The organism is Enterococcus sp. AAFC-DPL-6103, assembly GCF_058216595.1.
In genome coordinates, this window is the sequence record NZ_CM177102.1 from 1,308,924 (window position 1) to 1,326,694 (window position 17,771).

A 17,771-nucleotide genomic window follows, 5' to 3' on the forward strand; every position below is an offset into this window, starting at 1 on the left:
AAAAATGATCAAAAAAAAATACATTGGTCTTTTATATTTAACACCTTGGATGATCGGGATTCTCTTTTTCGTTGTTTATCCCTTTGCAATGTCGCTTTTTTATAGCTTCACGGATTATTCGATGTTAACTGAGCCAAAATTTATTGGCTTTGACAATTACATCAAAATGTTTACTGATGATCCTATTTTTTGGTCGTCAGTCAAAGCAACAATCAAATTCGTTTTCTTAACTGTTCCTTTCAAGCTGATTTTCGCACTCTTTGTTGCCTATGTGATGAATGCTAAGTTAAAGGGAATTGGCTTTTTCAGAACAGCTTATTATATCCCTTCTATTTTGGGGGCAAATGTCGCAATTGCTGTGTTGTGGCAGTTCTTATTCAAAAACGATGGTTTAGTCAACATGGTGTTAAACAGTATTGGCATTGCAAATGTTGCTTGGTTTTCTAGTGGGACGGGTGCCATGTTGACTATCGTGTTACTACGTGTTTGGCAGTTTGGTTCAGCTATGGTAATTTTCTTAAACGCGTTGACTGAGATGCCTCAAGATTTGTATGAAGCAGCAGCAATTGATGGCGCTTCAAAATTCCGACAATTTTTTTCTGTTACTTTACCACAGTTGACACCAATTATTTTTTTCAATTTGATTTTGCAATTGGTTCAAGCATTTCAAGAATTTGATGGTCCATTTTTAATCACAGGTGGGGGACCAATGCGTAGTACTTACTTATTACCTATGTATATTTATGACAATGCGTTTAAGATTTTTAATATGGGCTATTCAAGTGCATTGTCATGGGTATTATTTGTAATGATCATGATCTTTACCGCAATTTTATTTAAGACTTCTAAAAATTGGGTCTTTTATGCCGATGGGAGGGACTAACCATGCAGCAAACATTGCCACACAAAACTGAAACAGAAAAAGTTAATCGACGAGTAAAACGAAAAAAACGATTGGTTTCGTCGGTCAAATATCTTATTTTGATTGCAGGTGCTCTCACCATGCTTTATCCAATTTTATGGTTGTTTGGTGCTTCCTTCAAAACAAATAGTGAAATTTTTCAATCCATTTGGTTTATGCCAAAAACGTTTGATTTTACGCCCTACATTGAAGGTTGGCAAACATCAAGTCAGTACACCTTCGCTACTTATTTTTTGAATTCTTTTCTGATTGTTATACCTAAAGTTCTCTTGACTTTGGTTTCCTGTACCTTGGCAGCATATGGTTTTGCTCGATTTGATTTTCCTTTTAAAAAAATTTTATTTCCAATAATGATTGCTACTTTATTTTTGCCAGGAATCGTTACTCGAATTCCGATGTATATTTTTTGGCGAAATGTAAATTTGCTTGATACGTATCTACCTTTGATTACGAATTCAGCCTTTGCCTGCGATACATTTTTCGTATACATGCTGGTTCAATTTTTCCGAACAGTACCGAAAGAACTAGACGAAGCTGCAACGATTGATGGTTGTAATTCTTTCACAATCTTAATAAGAATACTTGTACCAATTCTTAAACCGTCGTTAATTACGGCTGCTTTATTTCAATTTATCTGGACCTTTACCGACTTTCAAGGCCCGTTAATTTACATCTCTTCTGTAGAAAAATATCCGGTATCGATTGCCTTACGGATGGCAATGGACACTACCTCAGCAGATTTCAGTTGGAATCGAACAATCGCGATGTCGATTATTGGTTTGATTCCTTCCCTAGTTGTTTATTTCTCTGCCCAAAAACAGTTCATCGGTGGTTCAACTGCTGGTGGTGTGAAAGGATAAAAGGAAAAAAGAAAGGAAGAAAAAAATGACCGTAATAATTAGCGCATTCGCAGATGAAATCAATCCCAGTATGCAACAACAAATTGTTGGGCTACGCGAACAAAAAATTAAACACATTGAGTTACGAACACTTGATGGCAAAAATGTCAGTGAATTAACTATTGAAGAGGCTCACCGCTATAAACAACAATTAGATACAGCAGGAATCACTGTATCCAGTATTGGTTCACCTATTGGAAAAATCAACATCAATGACTCGTTTTCTGGACACTTAGAACTTTTTAGACACGTGTTACACCTAGCTAAAATTTTTCAGAGTCCCTATGTTCGTATGTTTAGTTTCTTTATTGATCCTGCAGAAAATCCAGATGATTATCAAGAAGAAGTAGTTAGTCGATGGAAAGCCTTTGTGGCTGCTGCAAAAGCATATCCTGAAATCACATTACTTCATGAGAATGAAAAAGAAATCTTTGGTGATACCCCCGAACGATGTGTCTATTTGCTCAATGAATTAAATAGTTCGCAAGTCAAGGCAGTTTTTGACCCAGCAAACTTTGTTCAATGCAACGTGGAAGCTTTTCCTGATGCGTATGAATTATTGAAGCCTTACATTGCTTACATCCACATTAAGGACGCTCGGTTCAGTGACCACGAAGTCAGACCAGCTGGTTTTGGTGACGGAAAACTTGAAGAAATCCTAAAAGATTTAACTAACAACGGTTATACCGGTTTTGTTTCGCTTGAGCCACATCTGACTTTCTTTGAAGGCTTTGAACATCTAGAACCAACTAATCACCAAATAACAAAAAAAGCTGACAATGAAAGAATGTTTATTCTTGCATCAGAATCCTTTAAAAAACTATTAACGAAACTTGATGTGGGGTGGCAATAATGAAACCAATTCGAATCGCGATTATTGGTGTGGGAAATATTGGAACTGCTCACGTAAATAACTTATTAAGTAATGAATTAAAAAATGTCGTATTGACTGGTCTTTGTGATAACCAGCCAGACAAGTTAGCCAACATCCGTGAAAAACTTGGAGAAAATTATCTGTATTTTACAAGCGCTGCCAGCGTATTTTCTTCTTCTAAAATTGATGCAGTTATTATTGCTACGCCACATTATGATCATCCCATTTTAGCCATTGAAGCCCTAAAAGCGAATAAACATGTCTTAATTGAAAAGCCTGTGGGTGTATATACAAAAAAAGTGCAAGAAATGTTAACTGAAGCAAAAAAACATCCTGAATTAACCCTCGCACTGATGTACAATCAACGGATGAATCCACTTTATCAAAAAGCAAAAGAACTTGTTGGTTCAGGAGAAATCGGCGAGCTTCGACGGACAAATTGGATCATCACTGATTGGTATCGTTCGCAAAGTTATTACGACTCTAGCAATTGGCGTGCGACTTGGAAAGGAGAGGGTGGAGGCGTTTTACTGAATCAAGATCCGCATCAGCTTGATTTATGGCAGTGGATCTGTGGTATGCCTCAGCGAATTTTCGCTTTTACTTATAATGGAAAACGCCGAGAGGTTGAAGTCGAAACAGAAGTTACCGCCTACGTGGAGTATCAAAACGGAGCCACTGGTGTTTTTGTTACAACAACCACTGAAACTCCAGGAACAAATCGTTTTGAAATTGTGGGTTCTAAAGGAAAAATCGTCATCGAAGATCAACAATTAAAATTTTGGCAAACTCGAATGGATGAAACCACTTGGAATCAAACCTATACAAAAGGATTTGGCGAACCAGAAGTTTGGTCTATTACGATTCCTATCACTTTTGATAGTGAATCTGGTCATAAAAAAATCACTCAAAATTTTATTAATCACATCTTATTTCAAGAAGAACTGATTTCTCCTGCAGAAGAGGGAATTAAAGGCCTAAGTATTTCAAACGCCATCCATCTTTCTTCATGGCTTGAAGAATGGGTACCATTACCAATTAATGAAGATTTATTTTTAGAAGAATTAACTAAAAAAATTGAGATATCAACTGAAAAACAACGAGTAGAAGTAATTTTAGACACAGAAAATACGTATTAGAAAGAAGGAAAAATAAAGTGGTCGGTGTCGGAATAATAGGCTGTGGTGCAATTGCCCAAACACATGCTAAAGTAGTTCAAACATTGGATGGCGCCCAGTTAGTCGCTTGCTGTGATATAGACCAGACAAATGGCATCACTTTCGCAGAACGATTCTCTTGTATTTTTCATCAAGATTTTAACCAGTTTTTAGCAATGAAAGAAATCGAATTGGTAATCATTTGTACTCCTCATGATTTACATCAGTCAATGAGTATCGCTGCACTGGAGGCACAAAAACATGTTCTCTGTGAAAAACCAATGGCAATAACGCTTCAAACAATACAAGACTTGATTTCTACCATAGAGAAACAATCCAAGTTTTACCATGTTTGCTATCAAAATCGATTGAACCCAACTTATTTACTACTAAAAAAACAACTAGTAGACAACATCTATGGTAAAATTACTGGCATCAAATGCGAATTGGCTTGGGAAAGAACGCCAGATTACTATCAATCGGATTGGAAGGGAACATGGCAACGAGAAGGGGGAGGTGTGTTGATTAATCAGGCAATTCATATGATTGATGCTGTTACTTGGCTAGTTGGCACACCAGAGAAAATGAAAGGAAAAATCATGACTGCTTGTTTGGATCATGTAATCGAAGTTGAAGATACAGCGATGGCAATTGCCCTATACTATGACAACACGCCTTTAGTGATCCAAGCAACAAATAACTATACAGGCAATCCATCGCCGAAACTTACCTTTGAATGTGAAAAAGGGCAGATTGAACTAACAGCAGAGCAATTGCTGTTCAACCAAGAAGTAATCCTAGAAGATCTACCACAACACTCAACTTGTATTTCAAAAAGATATTGGGGGCGTGGACATCAAGCAGTTCTTTCTGCTTTTATCAATGAAATCAATGGACAAGCGGACGAGCGTATAACAAGTCTTGCCGGAATGGATGCCCTTCAATCACTCAAAATTGTTTTAGGTATCTATGCTTCTAGTCGGGAAAACAACTGGATTTCACTAAATAATTAATTTAAAAGCCCTCAAGTTGTAAAAGTTCAATACAACTTGAAGGCTTTCGTTGTCTGCCTTTATTGTATAGGCTCACTTCTCAAAATCTTTTCCATTTTTTTACCTTTGGCTAACTCATCGATCAATTTATCAAGGTAGCGAATTTCTTTCATTAACGAATCTTCCATTTCTTCCACGCGAATACCACAAATCATGCCAGTCACCAGTGAACGTTTGGGATTCAATAAGGGTGCTTCTTCAAAAAAAGTTTCAAAAGTTGCTTCTTTAGCTAATTGCTGCTCTAATTCATCCTGTGTGTAACCAGTTAACCATAAGATAATTTGATCCACTTCTGCTTTTGTTCGCTCTTTCTTCGTTGCTTTTGTGACATAGTGGGGGTAGACACTGGCAAAACTAGTTGTGTAAATTCGATGTTTGGGCATCTTTTTTCCTCCTGATTGAGACTAACTAATCACACATAATCTTGAACAGTCGTTTTACTTTCTACTGCTTGTGAAAAATCCGTAAAAATTCGTTGTGTGATATCAATCCCCTTACTTCTAGATATAAACCAGCATAACACTTGAAAAGGTAAAATCAAAAGTAAAGGACATTTGTTTTCATCGGAAATCTCTGGAAGTAGTAAATGACGATGGGGCTCAGCTAAAGTAGGAGTCTGTTTATTTTTAATTGAGATAACAAAAATGTGTGAAGTCACCTTTTCTTCGTATGTACGCAATAGCTGTGCTTTTTTTTGAATAATAGGTTTAGCTGGCGTATCTAAAAAGAAAAGACGGTAAGTATCACTCATTTCTAAATAGGGTCCGTGCATAAATGCTTCCAAATCAAGTCCTTGTGATGGTACTCGAATCGTCTCTGAAAACTTTGTTTCCATTTCTTTAGCTGTCCCAAGCGCTGGACCGTATGCAATAGACATGAATCGTTGGCTTTCACGCAAACTTTGCTCATTTTTTTCGAAAAATGATTGACTTAATTTAATCGTTAACTCAATTTGCTCAAGCAATTGTTTAAATTCAGCTAACTCTTGTTTCTCTTGTTCTTCACTTACAATTCCTAAACGTACGCCCAAACGAAGTCCTAAAAGCATTAATGCTAAAACTGAAGCAGTGAAGCCGAGAGAAACATATCCCACACGTTCTTTACCCGATAAAATGTCCAAAGTAGTATCAGTTACTTCCGTTATTTCACTATCGGGAATACTTGTCACACCAATTTTAAAAGATTGATTGTTCAAATGATTCAATGCATCAATCGTTGAGGTGCTCTGACCACTTTGAGAAATACCCAAAACCAATTGTGGATGATTATTCTTATGTGCGTAATGTTGAAAATTAAATGGTTCTTGAATCGTAACAGCTTTCTTGGTCATCTTTTCAAGATAGCAACGGGCACTCATTGCTGCATTGATACTGGATCCTGTTCCTAAAATCAAGATATCATCAAAATCCTGTAATTGAAAAAGAGCAGCATCTATATTTTTTGGATATGCTGCTAAAGCTTCAAGTAAAATAGGCTGTTCTTGGTTGATGTAACTCCACATGGTCAGTTCCTTCATGATTATTCTCCTTTAGATTAAAATAGTTTGACAGGAAGTAGCCAATTCCTGATTGTTTGTTTGTCAATGTTTGATGTGTTGCATGTTTTTTCACTTCTTCGGATGCATTAGCCATTGCAACGCTAATGCCAGAAGCTGAAAACATTTCTAAATCGTTTTTACCGTCTCCGAATGAAATGGTTCTTTCTTTTGGAATTTGATAACGTTTTTGTAAATCCTGAATTGCACTGGCTTTACTGATTCCAGACGGCGTAACTTCAATATTATTTTCGTGAGAAGAAGAAAGGGTTAACTGTTCAATTGTAGCAAGCTGCTTTTTCAAAGGTTCTAAGATCGAATAATCGTTTTCTGCAATCACGATTGCGTTGACTAACTCATCTGCAACCTTTATTAGTTCGGTTTTCGAATCGATTCCAAACAATTGAGAATCTTGTCCAGAACTTAGCCTAGCTTGATCTTCTTTTTTAAAATATTCTGGTAGTTGATTCGTATAAAAAGTTTTCCTTTTACCAAAGAAAAAAAGTGCCGCCTGTGAATTATGAGTTAAGTCAACAAGCTGAGCTGCTGCTTGTGGATTGATTTTTTCACAAAATAAACGATCTTCATACTCATAAACACAACCATTAGAAGCCACAACTTGGACATCTGGACTTAGGAATTGAGCAATTTCTTTCGCAGCATAATGTTTTCTTCCAGTAGCAACATAAATAATATGTCCCATAGTGAGTAGCTGATTGATTACACTTTTATTTTTTTCAGAAATTTTTAAATCTGAATCAACTAAAGTACCATCAATATCCATAAATATAAGGTGCTTTTTCATTTTATTCTCCTTTTGTTTGTATACCACATGATTCTCTGATAATTAATTCAGGTGTATGTTTGTGTAAAGTTATAAGTGGTTTGTCATTGATTAAAGCTAATAGTGATTCCATTGCAGAAACTGCTAGTGTCGCATTTTTTTGATCAACGGTTGTCAAACGAGGAACAGTATATTCACCATCTGGGAAAGCATCACAGCTAACAATTTTTAGGTCTTTTGGACAATTCAATCCGTGATCAGTTAATGCTCGGATGGCACCAATAGCAACTTTATCATTAATGGTGATAACAGCACTTGGTTGTTTTTCAGCCGAGAGTAAAGACTCCATACTTTCATAACCATCTTTCGTGTAAAAATCACTTAGATAGACAAAATCTGGATCAAACTTCCCATAGAGGCTCATAGTTTTTTTAAAGGTTGCAAGACGTTCTGAAGTAATTTTGATGCCTGATTCTCCACCAAGAAAACCAATCTTTTTATGACCTAAAGCTAATAGGTGTTGAACTGCAGCTTTTGTTCCAGCAACTAAATCTCGTTCAATAAATGTTAGTGGAAAGATCGGATCTTTTTGACCAATAACTACAACGGGTATTTGCTGATTTAAATTTGTTAACGCCTGAATGTAAGTGTCAGAGGGATAATCCTTGTCGATTTCGCCACCAAGAATAAAGACACCATCAATTCGTTTTTCAAGGATAGTATGAAAAACAGATTGTTCTTGTTGCGTAGTGGGTAATGCTTTCTGTTTACCTGCAGCCATGGTGTTGAACAATAAAAGAGAATACCCAGCTTCATAACTTGCTGTCTCCAAATGAGAAACCAACGCAGTGAAATAGGGATTATTGATATCTGGTACAACAACAGCTAAATTTCGAGTCACACTTGATACCATGCCACGAGCGAGCATACTTGGTTGAAATTCTTGCTCATCAATTATTTTTTGAACAAGTTTTCTTTTTTCTTCTTTAACAGAAGGATGGTTGTTAATTACTCGTGAAACAGTTGTCACCGAAACACCTGCTTGTTGAGCAATTTCTTTGATTGTAATTTTCTTCTTCAAGAGAAAACCTCCTTTACAAAACAACTATAAAGGATATACAACTAAAATACAACATTTTTTGATAACGTTACCAATTTGTATTTTTTAGTATTGACAGCGTTTTATAGTTCGGTTAACATAATCGTTGTAAGCGGTTCAATAGTTATTCTTTTTTGGTAACGTTATCATTTTTTTAGGAGTGTGAAAAATGCAAGAAACAGTATTAGCTGTAGATCTCGGTGGAACAAAACTACTTGTTGGAGAAATCAATCAACAAGGACACATCTTTGCCACAAACTATTATGCCTCAGATGTATCATCTCAACGGGCTGCTATAACACAAATTAAATTTGCTATTCAAGATTTCTTAACTAATACAAAACTAGTTGGTAAGATAATCGGGATTAGTTTAGCTATTGTCGGGCGCGTAGATGAGGATAGTGGTATCTGGTTCGAGCTTTCTCCAGGAAACTCAGATTCAATTGAGTTAGCAAAGGAATTAGAAAATTTTTTTACTTTACCATGCATCATCAACAATGATGTAACTAGTGCAACCTATGCAGAAAGTTATTTGGGGATAGGTAAGCAAACAAAAAACTTTGTGTATTTAAATGTCGGAACAGGAATTGCTGCCAGAATCGTAACAAACGGAAGTCTTATTCATGGTAACAGCTTTAATGCGGGGGAGGTCGGGCATATGGTAGTTGATATGAACATGAAGCGAAAATGTGCCTGTGGTCGAGTAGGTTGTGTCGAAACGTTTGCTTCAGGGCTAGGGATGAGCCATCAAATCGAGGAGTGGTTGCCCGATTTCCCTGAATCTTTATTGGCTAGAGCAGAAATGCCAAAACGTTACTATACCCAAGAGATATTTGAAGCAGCAGAAAAAGGAGATGATTTAGCAGAAAAAGTTCTTAAAAGAGCTGTTCAGGGAATTAGCGAACTTATCATGAATCTCGTGCGCGTTTCTGATACAGAAGCAGTTATTTTAGGTGGTGGAGTGATGAATAATCAGTTGTTTTTCCACCAAATTGTCACTCGTTTAAATAAAAAAACAATTCGTTTTGTAAAAAAAGGAATCCATCAAACCTCTTTGGATATCAATCAAATTACTTTAATTGGTGCTGGAATTCGAGGATTTGATAAACTACAGCAGGAGGAGAAAAAACGTGCAAAATTACGTGCTTAAAAGTCAAATAATCCACCGACCATTATCGCTAGACACACTTGATACTTTTGAAGAGAATCAACAAAAAAAAGTCAAAATAACCAAGCAAATTCCAATTTATGGTACTTGGCACAAATCAGGTAGAGGAATAGTCTCGCAAACTGAGAAAGGTATACGTTTAACAGCTGAACCTAGTTATGATTCTTGGCCCGAGAATTACCCACAAGATGGTGATTACGTGAACTATGGATATACAAGAGCAAGTTTATCAGTCAATGCTGACTGGCAAGATTATTCACAGTTAAAAATGACAATCACTAATAATTGTGAAAATATCAGCAATCCCACACTAACAATCCATTTTGTTAACGATGGAAAGATAAAAATCCCTGATCGTTACGATCGTGAAGGTTACCATGTAATTAACCTCTTCTCTGGAACGAAAGAATATATTTTAGATTTTAGCAGTTTGCCAAGAGATGTCATTAAAGAGATTTCTTTTACGATTGGTTCCAATGGTTCATATATGAATCTTCCCGGCACATTGGACGTATCAATTGATGAACTCATCTTGGAAAAAAGTAATTACTCTCTCTCAACTAAAGGATGGCATGCCGATAAGGATAAAATTATTTTTTCGCACATCGGTTATCAAACAAATGGTCAAAAGGAAGCAATCATCTCTTCACTATACGCTGGTAAGACTTTTTACTTAGTTGAGGAAAATACGAGCACCGTCGTTTTCAGTCAGACTGTATCACTGATAACTAATGACCAAGGGCAATTTGGGATTCTTGATTTTACAGATTGGCAAGTTCCTGGAACCTATCATTTAAAAGTAGAGCAGCTGAGTACAAAGACCTTCGCAATTAAAAATCAGTTCATTTCATTGTTACAAAACTCGCTTTGGAAAAGTTTGAACTTTATTTTTTGTGAACGGTGTGGATGTCCAATCAGTGGGATACATGGCACATGCCATCAAGATGTACTGGCTACTCATGAAGGCAAAAAAATTATTTTTAATGGTGGCTGGCATGATGCAGGTGACCTCTCTCAACAATTAGTTCAAACGACAGAAGTTACTTTAGCCCTTTTTTTAGCAGCCGCGAGTCAAGATTCACAAGATACTTTGCTAGCAGAACGTCTAAGAGAAGAAGGGGCTTGGGGAATAGATTTTATTTTAAAAACTCGACTTGGCCAAGGATTTCGCGCTACCAGTGCGGGGGTGACACGTTGGACAAATAATCAATTGGGAGACATGGATGACGTAGTTGGACGAGTACATAACAGCCCTTATGATAATTTTTTAATTGTTGGTTGTTTAGCGAAAATTTTGGTAACGTTACCAAAAGAACATGAATTACATTCTGTTCTTTCTTCTATTCTAGAAGAAGACTATCAGGATGCAAAAATTGGTTTTGAACAAGCGCCGTTTCATCATGAGCCAATTTTTTGGGAACATACGTATAACACCTCAAAAAGTTTATATTTAGCTACGTTAATCTGGACCAATAGTTTGATGTATCAAGCGACCGGTAAATCCTTTTTTATTATTGAGACAGAGAAGCTACTTCCAAAATTACTAATGTGTCAGGAACAAACAGGTATTTCATTGGACGATGGAACACTTTTACAAGGATTTTTCTATCGTGATGAACAAAAAAAAATCATCCAACACTTTAATCATCAAGCAAGAGAGCATCTTTATGCCTACGCTTTCTCAGAGGCAATCAAAGTTGTGAATAAAAATCTACAAAGTGAGATTCGTATAGCCGCTAGACATTACGGTGACTATCTAACCTATTTAGCGAGTGCTACAGCCCCTTATCCAATGATTGCCAGCGGGATTTATAAAATGAGTGAGAAAGACGACGATGCATCATTTCATCGTCAACACCTATTGGTCGATGAAAAGGCGCGCGTCGAATTTAAAGAGCAGCTATTAGCTGGTCAAAAGATTGCACCAGGTCTTTATCTAAAAAAATTTCCTGTGTGGTTTTCCTTCCGTGGAAATAATGCTGTGCTTCTATCAATGGGTGAAAGTGCAACGATAATAGGAAATTTATTAACAGATGATAAGTTAAAGAATATTGGATTCAAACAGCTTCAATGGCTCATTGGAAAAAATCCGTTCGGACAATCAATGATGTATGGAGAAGGGTACAACTATCCGCAGATGTATACTGTTTCTTCAGGTGAAATGATTGGTGAACTACCAGTTGGGATTCAGACTTTTGAAAATCAAGATATTCCCTATTGGCCACAATTTAACAATGCCACATATAAAGAAGTTTGGGTTGGACTTGCAGGAAAGTGGTTGTCCGTCGTTCATGCATTGAGTATATAAAAAAGGAGAATGACTATGTTGAAAAATCCCGGAATAACTAAAGAAACAATCGGCGAAATAATTGCACTTTATGCAAATAAAATTTCAACCAATCGATACATTGCTGCTATTCGAGATGCTTTTGCCAGTACGATTCCAATTACAATTGCCTCCGCATTTTTTGTTTTGATTAATAATGTTTTGCTTGCTGAAGAAACTGGTTTACTACGAGAAATCCCTGGAAGAACGTTCCTTTCAGAGCTCTGTGTCCAAGGTTACAACGGAACGATCGGGATGTTGGGAATTATGGTCACATTCTTGATTGGCTATCGTTTAGCACGTTCTTACGGAAATGACGGAGCGCTTGAAGGAATCATTGCCTTAGCTTGTTATATCACCTTAATTCCCAATACATTAACTATTGTAGGAAACAATGGAGAATCAATTCAAGCCAATGGTATTTTGACACAAACTTATACTAGCGCCTCAACCATGTTGCTAGGTATTTTAGCTGCGTTGTTTGGTATTACTCTTTTATGTAAATTATCTACTAACGAAAAATTGAAAATAAAAATGCCTGATAGTGTGCCCCCTGCAATCGCAAAGTCATTTAATTTACTTATTCCTGCATTATTGACGATCACTGTTTTTGCACTGTTGGAAACAGGTATCAGGACTTTAACTGGAGTAACTGTTCCTGAATTAGTCATTGAAGTGCTACAAGCACCACTAGTTGGCGGATTCCAATCATTGTCTGGTATTTTATTGTATGTTTTTCTTTCAACAGTTGTCTTCATTTTTGGTATTCACGGTTCATTCGTTTTTGGTGCAATTTCAGGTCCTATTTTATTAACTTCTTTACAACAAAATATTGATGCCATCAATAGTGGAAATGTAGTCCCTAATATTGTTACTCAGTCGTTTCTTGATGCCTATGTGTATATGGGCGGAGGGGGCACAATGATTTGTTTAGTAATCGCTGTGTTAATTGCATCTAAACGAAAAGATGAAAGAATGATTGCAAAATTAGGTGGCATTTCTAGTATTTTTAATATTAGCGAACCAATGATGTTTGGTTTACCAATCGTATTTAATCCAATTTATGCTGTCCCATTTTGTCTGACACCAATAGTAGCGACAGTTTCAGCTTATTTAGCAACAAGTTGGGAATGGGTCAAACCAACATATATTTCTATCCCATGGGTAACTCCGCCAATTCTTTCCGGTTACCTAGCAACAGCAGGTGATATCCGTGCTTCGCTTTTACAAGCTGTGATTATTTTATTAGGAATTCTTGTCTATTTACCATTCGTACTTTTATCAAATAAAATGATTAAAGAGGATTTATAATTCAAGAGAATTACCAGCTATCAAGAATATAAAAAGATTTTTAAACAGGTAAGTGTAGACAAAACTATTAGAAAAAGAGCCAATGATTTATAATCTTTTGGCTCTTTTTCCTGCTTATGCAAAATATTCTGGATATCTTTCTACAACTGACTCTTGCTCATTCAGCATCATATGCAAATGTAAAATCGTCAAAAAACGAACTTCTTCAGGATTTTTAGCCACCAGTGCATCAAATAATTGCTGGTGCTGGTTCGTGATAGTTTCCCAAGGCAACCCAGAAATCGTTACCCGCAACCAACGAAATCGCTCTAAATGTGTATTATGATTGTCTAACCAATTCCAAACTTCTTTGCGTTCGGCAATGTCAAAACAAGTCTCATGGAACAAATTATCCGCATAGAAAAATCCACGTGCATCTTGTTCTTCAATTTTTTTTTGTTGTAAATTTAATATTTCTTGTAATCGTTGTTGTGTTTCAGGCGTTAGTTTTGTACAACATTCAACCATGATTTGCTGTTCGAGTTGCTCGCGGACAAAGCGCGCATTTTGTGCAGAAGACAGATCAATTTTTGAAATATAGGTGCCACTTTGAGGAATCGTATAAACAAGTTCTTGTTGACGTAGCTGTATCAAAGATTCACGAATAGGGGTACGACCAATATCAAGTAAGTCTTCTAAACTTTTTTCAGAAATTTTGCGTCCTGGTTCTAAATCTGAAAAAATAATTCGTTTTCTAATTTCCTGGTATGCTTGATTTTGTAAGCTATCCATCATGTTCATTCCTCCAAATCCACCATCAATATCTGTTTTATTATAGCAGAAAACCATTGAAAAGTATGTTATGTAATCAGTAGCCATTTGCTCTTACTTTTATAGAAAAGACATGTAACATGTTACGCAAAATGTAACATGTTCTTTTTGTTTTCCATTCTTTTCTTAAACTAGAAAAGCCCTTACAACTCATAAGAAAAACTAGTATGCTCAAAATGTCAAAAGAATTACTCGAGTATAAACGACAAACAATAAATAACTGAAGGAGAATGCAAGATGCAAAAACGTGACTTTATCGATACAAATGATTATTCAAGAGAAGAAGTAGAATACTTGATTGAATTGGGATTAAAATTAAAAGAATCAATTGCGAATGGGTACTATCCTCCATTATTGAAAAACAAAACGTTAGGAATGATTTTTGAGCAATCTTCTACACGTACACGTGTATCCTTTGAAACAGCTATGACACAACTAGGCGGGCACGCACAATACCTTGCACCTGGACAAATTCAATTAGGCGGACACGAAAGTCTAGGAGATACGTCTCGTGTTTTATCTCGTTTGGTAGATATTTTGATGGCTCGGGTAGAACGTCATGACTCAGTAGTTGAATTAGCCAAGACAGCAACAATTCCTGTAATCAATGGTATGAGTGATTACAATCATCCAACTCAAGAATTAGGTGACATTATCACTATGACAGAACATCTACCAGTTGGCAAAAAATTGAGTGACTGTAAAGTTGTTTTTGTCGGAGATGCAACACAGGTTTGTGTTTCTTTAATGTTTATTGCAACAAAAATGGGTATGAACTTTGTTCAATTCGGCCCAAAAGGATTTCAAATCAAACCAGAAACATTGGCTATCGGTGAAGCAAATGCAAAAATATCTGGAGGAAGCGTATTAATTACTGACGATGCTGATCTTGCGATGAAAGATGCGGACTTTGTTTATACGGATGTTTGGTATGGCTTGTATGAAGCGGAATTATCCGAAGAAGAACGAATGAATGTTTTCTATCCAAAATATCAAGTCAATGCAGACTTAATGAAAAAAGCTGCGCCACACGCTAAATTTATGCATTGTCTACCAGCTACTCGTGGTGAAGAGGTAACTGATGAAGTATTGGATGCGCCTTGCTCAGTTGTACTAGACGAAGCCGAAAACAGATTAACAGCGATGCGGGCTTTATTGGTTTACTTCTTAAATCCATACTTAAACTATGCGAGTGAAGCAGTAGCAACAACATACGATAGTGAGTTTGAGCGTCTATTACGTCAAACGAAACAATACGAACGCAAAAATTAAAGTTAGAAAGGAGCAAGGATAATGGAAAAAAAGAAGTTCCGATTATTTGACGCTGTACTCATGGCAGTTGTGGTTATCTTGGTAGTAGAGTCTGCTGCCCCCGCCGCAGCAATTGGCTCCTCACAATTTTTTTGGTGGGGGCTACTACTAATTCTATTCTTTTTACCTTATGGATTAATTTCCGCAGAGTTAGGTACCACTTATGAAGGTGATGGTGGAATTTACGATTGGGTAAAAAAAGCTTTCGGTCGCCGATGGGGTGGACGAGTTGCATGGCTTTATTGGATCAATTTTCCTATTTGGATGGCAAGTCTAGCTGTTCTTTTTCAAGAAGTCTTCTCACAAATTTTTCAAATCCAGCTTAATTTGTTCATAGCTATTGGCATCCAATTGCTCTTCATTTGGATTGTTACTTTTATTAGTTGTTATCCAGTAAGTGACAGTAAATGGATCTTAAATCTTGCTGCTTTTGCGAAAGTTGCCATTATGATTTGTCTAGGCGTTCTAGGGATTTATCATGCAGTAACGAAAGGTGTAGCAAATGATTTTTCAGGAGCAGCCTTACTTCCAAAAATGGATATTAAGAGTCTAAGTTTTCTTTCTGTCATTCTATTTAACTTTTTAGGATTTGAAGTAGTAACCACTATGGCAAGCGACATGGATAATCCGAAAAAGCAGATCCCACAATCAATTATTTACGGCGGAATACTTATTGCATTCTTTTATCTATTCGCAGCTTTTGGTATGGGAGCAGCGGTTCCTGCCGAAGAATTGTCTGCGTCAGGTGGATTAATCGATAGCTTTATCTTATTAGTCGGTGGTTTGAATCCATTTGTAGTGATTATTGGGTTATTATTTATGTATACTTTAGCTGCCAATTTGATTTCGTGGTCTTTAGGAGTGAATTATGTTGCTCTATATGCAGCAAAGAACAAAGATATGCCAGCAATTTTTGCACGTGTAAATCCTAAAAATGAAATGCCTGTCGGTGCTTCTTTACTTAACGGAATCATTGCAACCTTGCTTGTTGTCGTAGCACCAATGATTCCCAACGAAAACATCTTTTGGGCATTCTTTTCATTAAATGTTGTTGCATTATTACTGTCATATATCATGATGTTCCCGTCATTTTTAAAACTACGCAAAATAGATCCCGATACACCACGACCATTCAAGGTGCCTGGTCCAACATGGTTTCTTCGAATCATGACCTATGTTCCATTCACTTTACTAGTCTTAACTTTAATTTTCTCAGTCGTACCACTTGATAATAGTCCCGAAGAGTTTTCCGGAAAAATTCCGGTATTAATAGGTACAATTCTTGTAGCATTGATTGGTGAAATAATGATAAAACACGCAGGAAAAACGTTAGAAAAAGGAGTTCATTCTCATGAAAACAATTGATAGTACCCCGAAACAAGATGGGTTTTGGATGCCTGGCGAATTTGAAAACCATGAGGGCGTTTATATTTTATGGCCCCAACGTTCTGATAATTGGCGCAATGGTGGAAAGCCAGCGCAACAAACATTTGTTGAAGTAGCCAAAGCAATTGCTGCCTTCGAACCCGTAACCGTCGGAGCAAATCCTGACCAATATAATAATGCACGTCATTTACTACCAGAAGAAATTAGGGTAGTTGAAATTGCTAGTGATGATGCTTGGGTGCGCGACTGCGGCCCAACATTCGTCAAAAATAGTAGCGGCGAAGTCCGTGGCGTTGATTGGTCATTCAACGCATGGGGCGGATTAGAAGATGGTCTTTATTTCCCATGGGATAAAGATGATCAAGTTGCTCAAAAAATTTGTGAAATTGAACGTAAAGATCGTTATCGGCTAGATAGCTTCGTCTTGGAAGGTGGGTCAATTCACGTCGATGGGGAGGGTACCTTATTAACAACAGAAGAGTGTCTACTTTCAAACGGGCGCAATCCTCAATTGTCTAAGGAACAAATTGAACATGTTTTAAAAGAGCAATTAGCTGTTGAAAAAATTATTTGGTTGAAACGTGGAATCTATCTAGACGAAACAAATGGTCACGTCGACAATATTGCTAATTTTGTTAAACCAGGTGAAGTGGTTCTTGCTTGGACAGATGATACCACTGATCCACAGTACGAAATTTCTCAAGAATGCTTGAATATTTTAGAAAATGAAACAGATGCAAAAGGGCGGAAGTTGATCGTTCATAAAATGTATGTACCAAAACCTATTACGATTACTAAAGAAGAAAGCTTAGGTGTTGATGCGGTAGCAGGCACTTTGCCGAGAGAAGAGGGTGACCGTTTAGCTGCTAGTTATGTTAATTATTATACAGCTAATGGTGGAATCGTCTTTCCATTGTTTGGTGACTCGATGGATCATGAAGCAGAAAAACTTTTAGAAAAGTTATATCCAGATCGTACAATCAGTGGAGTTCCCGCAAGAGAAATTCTTCTAGGCGGTGGTAATATTCACTGCATCACTCAACAAATACCTAGTAGCCACTGACTAAAAAACGGATAATTAATTAAATGGTTTTCAATCAAAGATTTGAGGGTTCGCGAACATTTTTGTTTCGAATCC

16 protein-coding genes are annotated in these 17,771 nt (G+C 36.8%); 11 read left to right on the forward strand and 5 right to left on the reverse strand.

Features of this window, described 5'->3' with window-relative positions:
• Window positions 1-7 precede the first annotated feature (7 nt).
• The 5 genes from AC4BC3_RS06345 to AC4BC3_RS06365 are packed head-to-tail and all read left to right on the forward strand — an operon-like array spanning window position 8 to window position 4,865.
• Window positions 8-883, forward strand: coding sequence for an ABC transporter permease subunit (locus tag AC4BC3_RS06345; RefSeq protein ID WP_206908249.1), 876 nt, complete (start codon window positions 8-10; stop codon window positions 881-883).
• 2 nt (window positions 884-885) lie between these two features.
• Complete coding sequence (locus AC4BC3_RS06350) at window positions 886-1,782, forward strand: carbohydrate ABC transporter permease (protein WP_206907905.1); 897 nt, start codon at window positions 886-888, stop codon at window positions 1,780-1,782.
• A 25-nt stretch (window positions 1,783-1,807) separates the two neighbouring features.
• Window positions 1,808-2,674 carry a sugar phosphate isomerase/epimerase family protein gene (locus tag AC4BC3_RS06355; protein ID WP_490466066.1) on the forward strand — a complete coding sequence of 289 codons (867 nt, stop codon included), beginning with the start codon at window positions 1,808-1,810 and terminating at the stop codon, window positions 2,672-2,674.
• Window positions 2,674-3,834, forward strand: coding sequence for a Gfo/Idh/MocA family protein (locus AC4BC3_RS06360; protein ID WP_490466067.1), 1,161 nt, complete (start codon window positions 2,674-2,676; stop codon window positions 3,832-3,834). Before AC4BC3_RS06355 ends, AC4BC3_RS06360 begins: the two co-directional genes overlap by 1 nt.
• 17 nt (window positions 3,835-3,851) lie before the next feature.
• Window positions 3,852-4,865 (forward strand): Gfo/Idh/MocA family protein, encoded by a 1,014-nt coding sequence (locus AC4BC3_RS06365; RefSeq protein ID WP_490466068.1) that lies wholly within the window; start codon window positions 3,852-3,854, stop codon window positions 4,863-4,865.
• A gap of 59 nt (window positions 4,866-4,924) precedes the next feature.
• On the opposite strand, the gene AC4BC3_RS06370 is transcribed toward AC4BC3_RS06365, so the two are convergent.
• Genes AC4BC3_RS06370 through AC4BC3_RS06385 form a run of 4 tightly spaced genes read right to left on the reverse strand, consistent with a single transcriptional unit; the run spans window position 4,925 to window position 8,303 of the window.
• The gene (locus tag AC4BC3_RS06370) at window positions 4,925-5,287 is read right to left on the reverse strand and encodes a DUF2200 domain-containing protein (RefSeq protein WP_490466069.1); all 363 of its coding nucleotides are present in this window, start codon (window positions 5,285-5,287) and stop codon (window positions 4,925-4,927) included.
• A 29-nt stretch (window positions 5,288-5,316) separates the two neighbouring features.
• Window positions 5,317-6,420 (reverse strand): SIS domain-containing protein, encoded by a 1,104-nt coding sequence (locus AC4BC3_RS06375; RefSeq protein WP_490466070.1) that lies wholly within the window; start codon window positions 6,418-6,420, stop codon window positions 5,317-5,319.
• Complete coding sequence (locus tag AC4BC3_RS06380) at window positions 6,365-7,243, reverse strand: HAD family hydrolase (RefSeq protein ID WP_490466071.1); 879 nt, start codon at window positions 7,241-7,243, stop codon at window positions 6,365-6,367. Before AC4BC3_RS06380 ends, AC4BC3_RS06375 begins: the two co-directional genes overlap by 56 nt.
• Window position 7,244: 1 nt before the next feature.
• Window positions 7,245-8,303: a LacI family DNA-binding transcriptional regulator gene (locus AC4BC3_RS06385; protein ID WP_490466072.1), complete on the reverse strand. Its 1,059-nt coding sequence runs from the start codon at window positions 8,301-8,303 to the stop codon at window positions 7,245-7,247.
• A 187-nt stretch (window positions 8,304-8,490) separates the two neighbouring features.
• Here AC4BC3_RS06385 and AC4BC3_RS06390 point away from each other — a divergent pair, with 187 nt between their 5' ends.
• The 3 genes from AC4BC3_RS06390 to AC4BC3_RS06400 are packed head-to-tail and all read left to right on the forward strand — an operon-like array spanning window position 8,491 to window position 13,126.
• The gene (locus tag AC4BC3_RS06390; protein WP_490466073.1) at window positions 8,491-9,471 is read left to right on the forward strand and encodes an ROK family protein; all 981 of its coding nucleotides are present in this window, start codon (window positions 8,491-8,493) and stop codon (window positions 9,469-9,471) included.
• Window positions 9,452-11,797: a cellulase N-terminal Ig-like domain-containing protein gene (locus tag AC4BC3_RS06395; protein ID WP_490466074.1), complete on the forward strand. Its 2,346-nt coding sequence runs from the start codon at window positions 9,452-9,454 to the stop codon at window positions 11,795-11,797. The genes AC4BC3_RS06390 and AC4BC3_RS06395 overlap by 20 nt, the downstream gene beginning before the upstream one ends.
• 15 nt (window positions 11,798-11,812) lie before the next feature.
• Window positions 11,813-13,126 carry a PTS sugar transporter subunit IIC gene (locus tag AC4BC3_RS06400; protein WP_490466075.1) on the forward strand — a complete coding sequence of 438 codons (1,314 nt, stop codon included), beginning with the start codon at window positions 11,813-11,815 and terminating at the stop codon, window positions 13,124-13,126.
• Between the two features lie 114 nt (window positions 13,127-13,240).
• On the opposite strand, the gene AC4BC3_RS06405 is transcribed toward AC4BC3_RS06400, so the two are convergent.
• Window positions 13,241-13,900, reverse strand: a complete 660-nt coding sequence (locus AC4BC3_RS06405; RefSeq protein WP_206907930.1) for a GntR family transcriptional regulator — start codon at window positions 13,898-13,900, stop codon at window positions 13,241-13,243.
• A gap of 273 nt (window positions 13,901-14,173) precedes the next feature.
• Here AC4BC3_RS06405 and ptcA point away from each other — a divergent pair, with 273 nt between their 5' ends.
• Genes ptcA through aguA form a run of 3 tightly spaced genes read left to right on the forward strand, consistent with a single transcriptional unit; the run spans window position 14,174 to window position 17,696 of the window.
• Window positions 14,174-15,208, forward strand: a complete 1,035-nt coding sequence (ptcA, locus tag AC4BC3_RS06410) for a putrescine carbamoyltransferase (RefSeq protein ID WP_490466076.1) — start codon at window positions 14,174-14,176, stop codon at window positions 15,206-15,208.
• 18 nt (window positions 15,209-15,226) lie between these two features.
• The gene (locus tag AC4BC3_RS06415) at window positions 15,227-16,612 is read left to right on the forward strand and encodes an APC family permease (RefSeq protein ID WP_490467296.1); all 1,386 of its coding nucleotides are present in this window, start codon (window positions 15,227-15,229) and stop codon (window positions 16,610-16,612) included.
• Entirely contained in the window at window positions 16,599-17,696 is a 1,098-nt protein-coding gene (gene aguA / locus AC4BC3_RS06420) for an agmatine deiminase (RefSeq protein WP_490466077.1), read from the forward strand. Before AC4BC3_RS06415 ends, aguA begins: the two co-directional genes overlap by 14 nt.
• Window positions 17,697-17,771 lie beyond the last annotated feature (75 nt).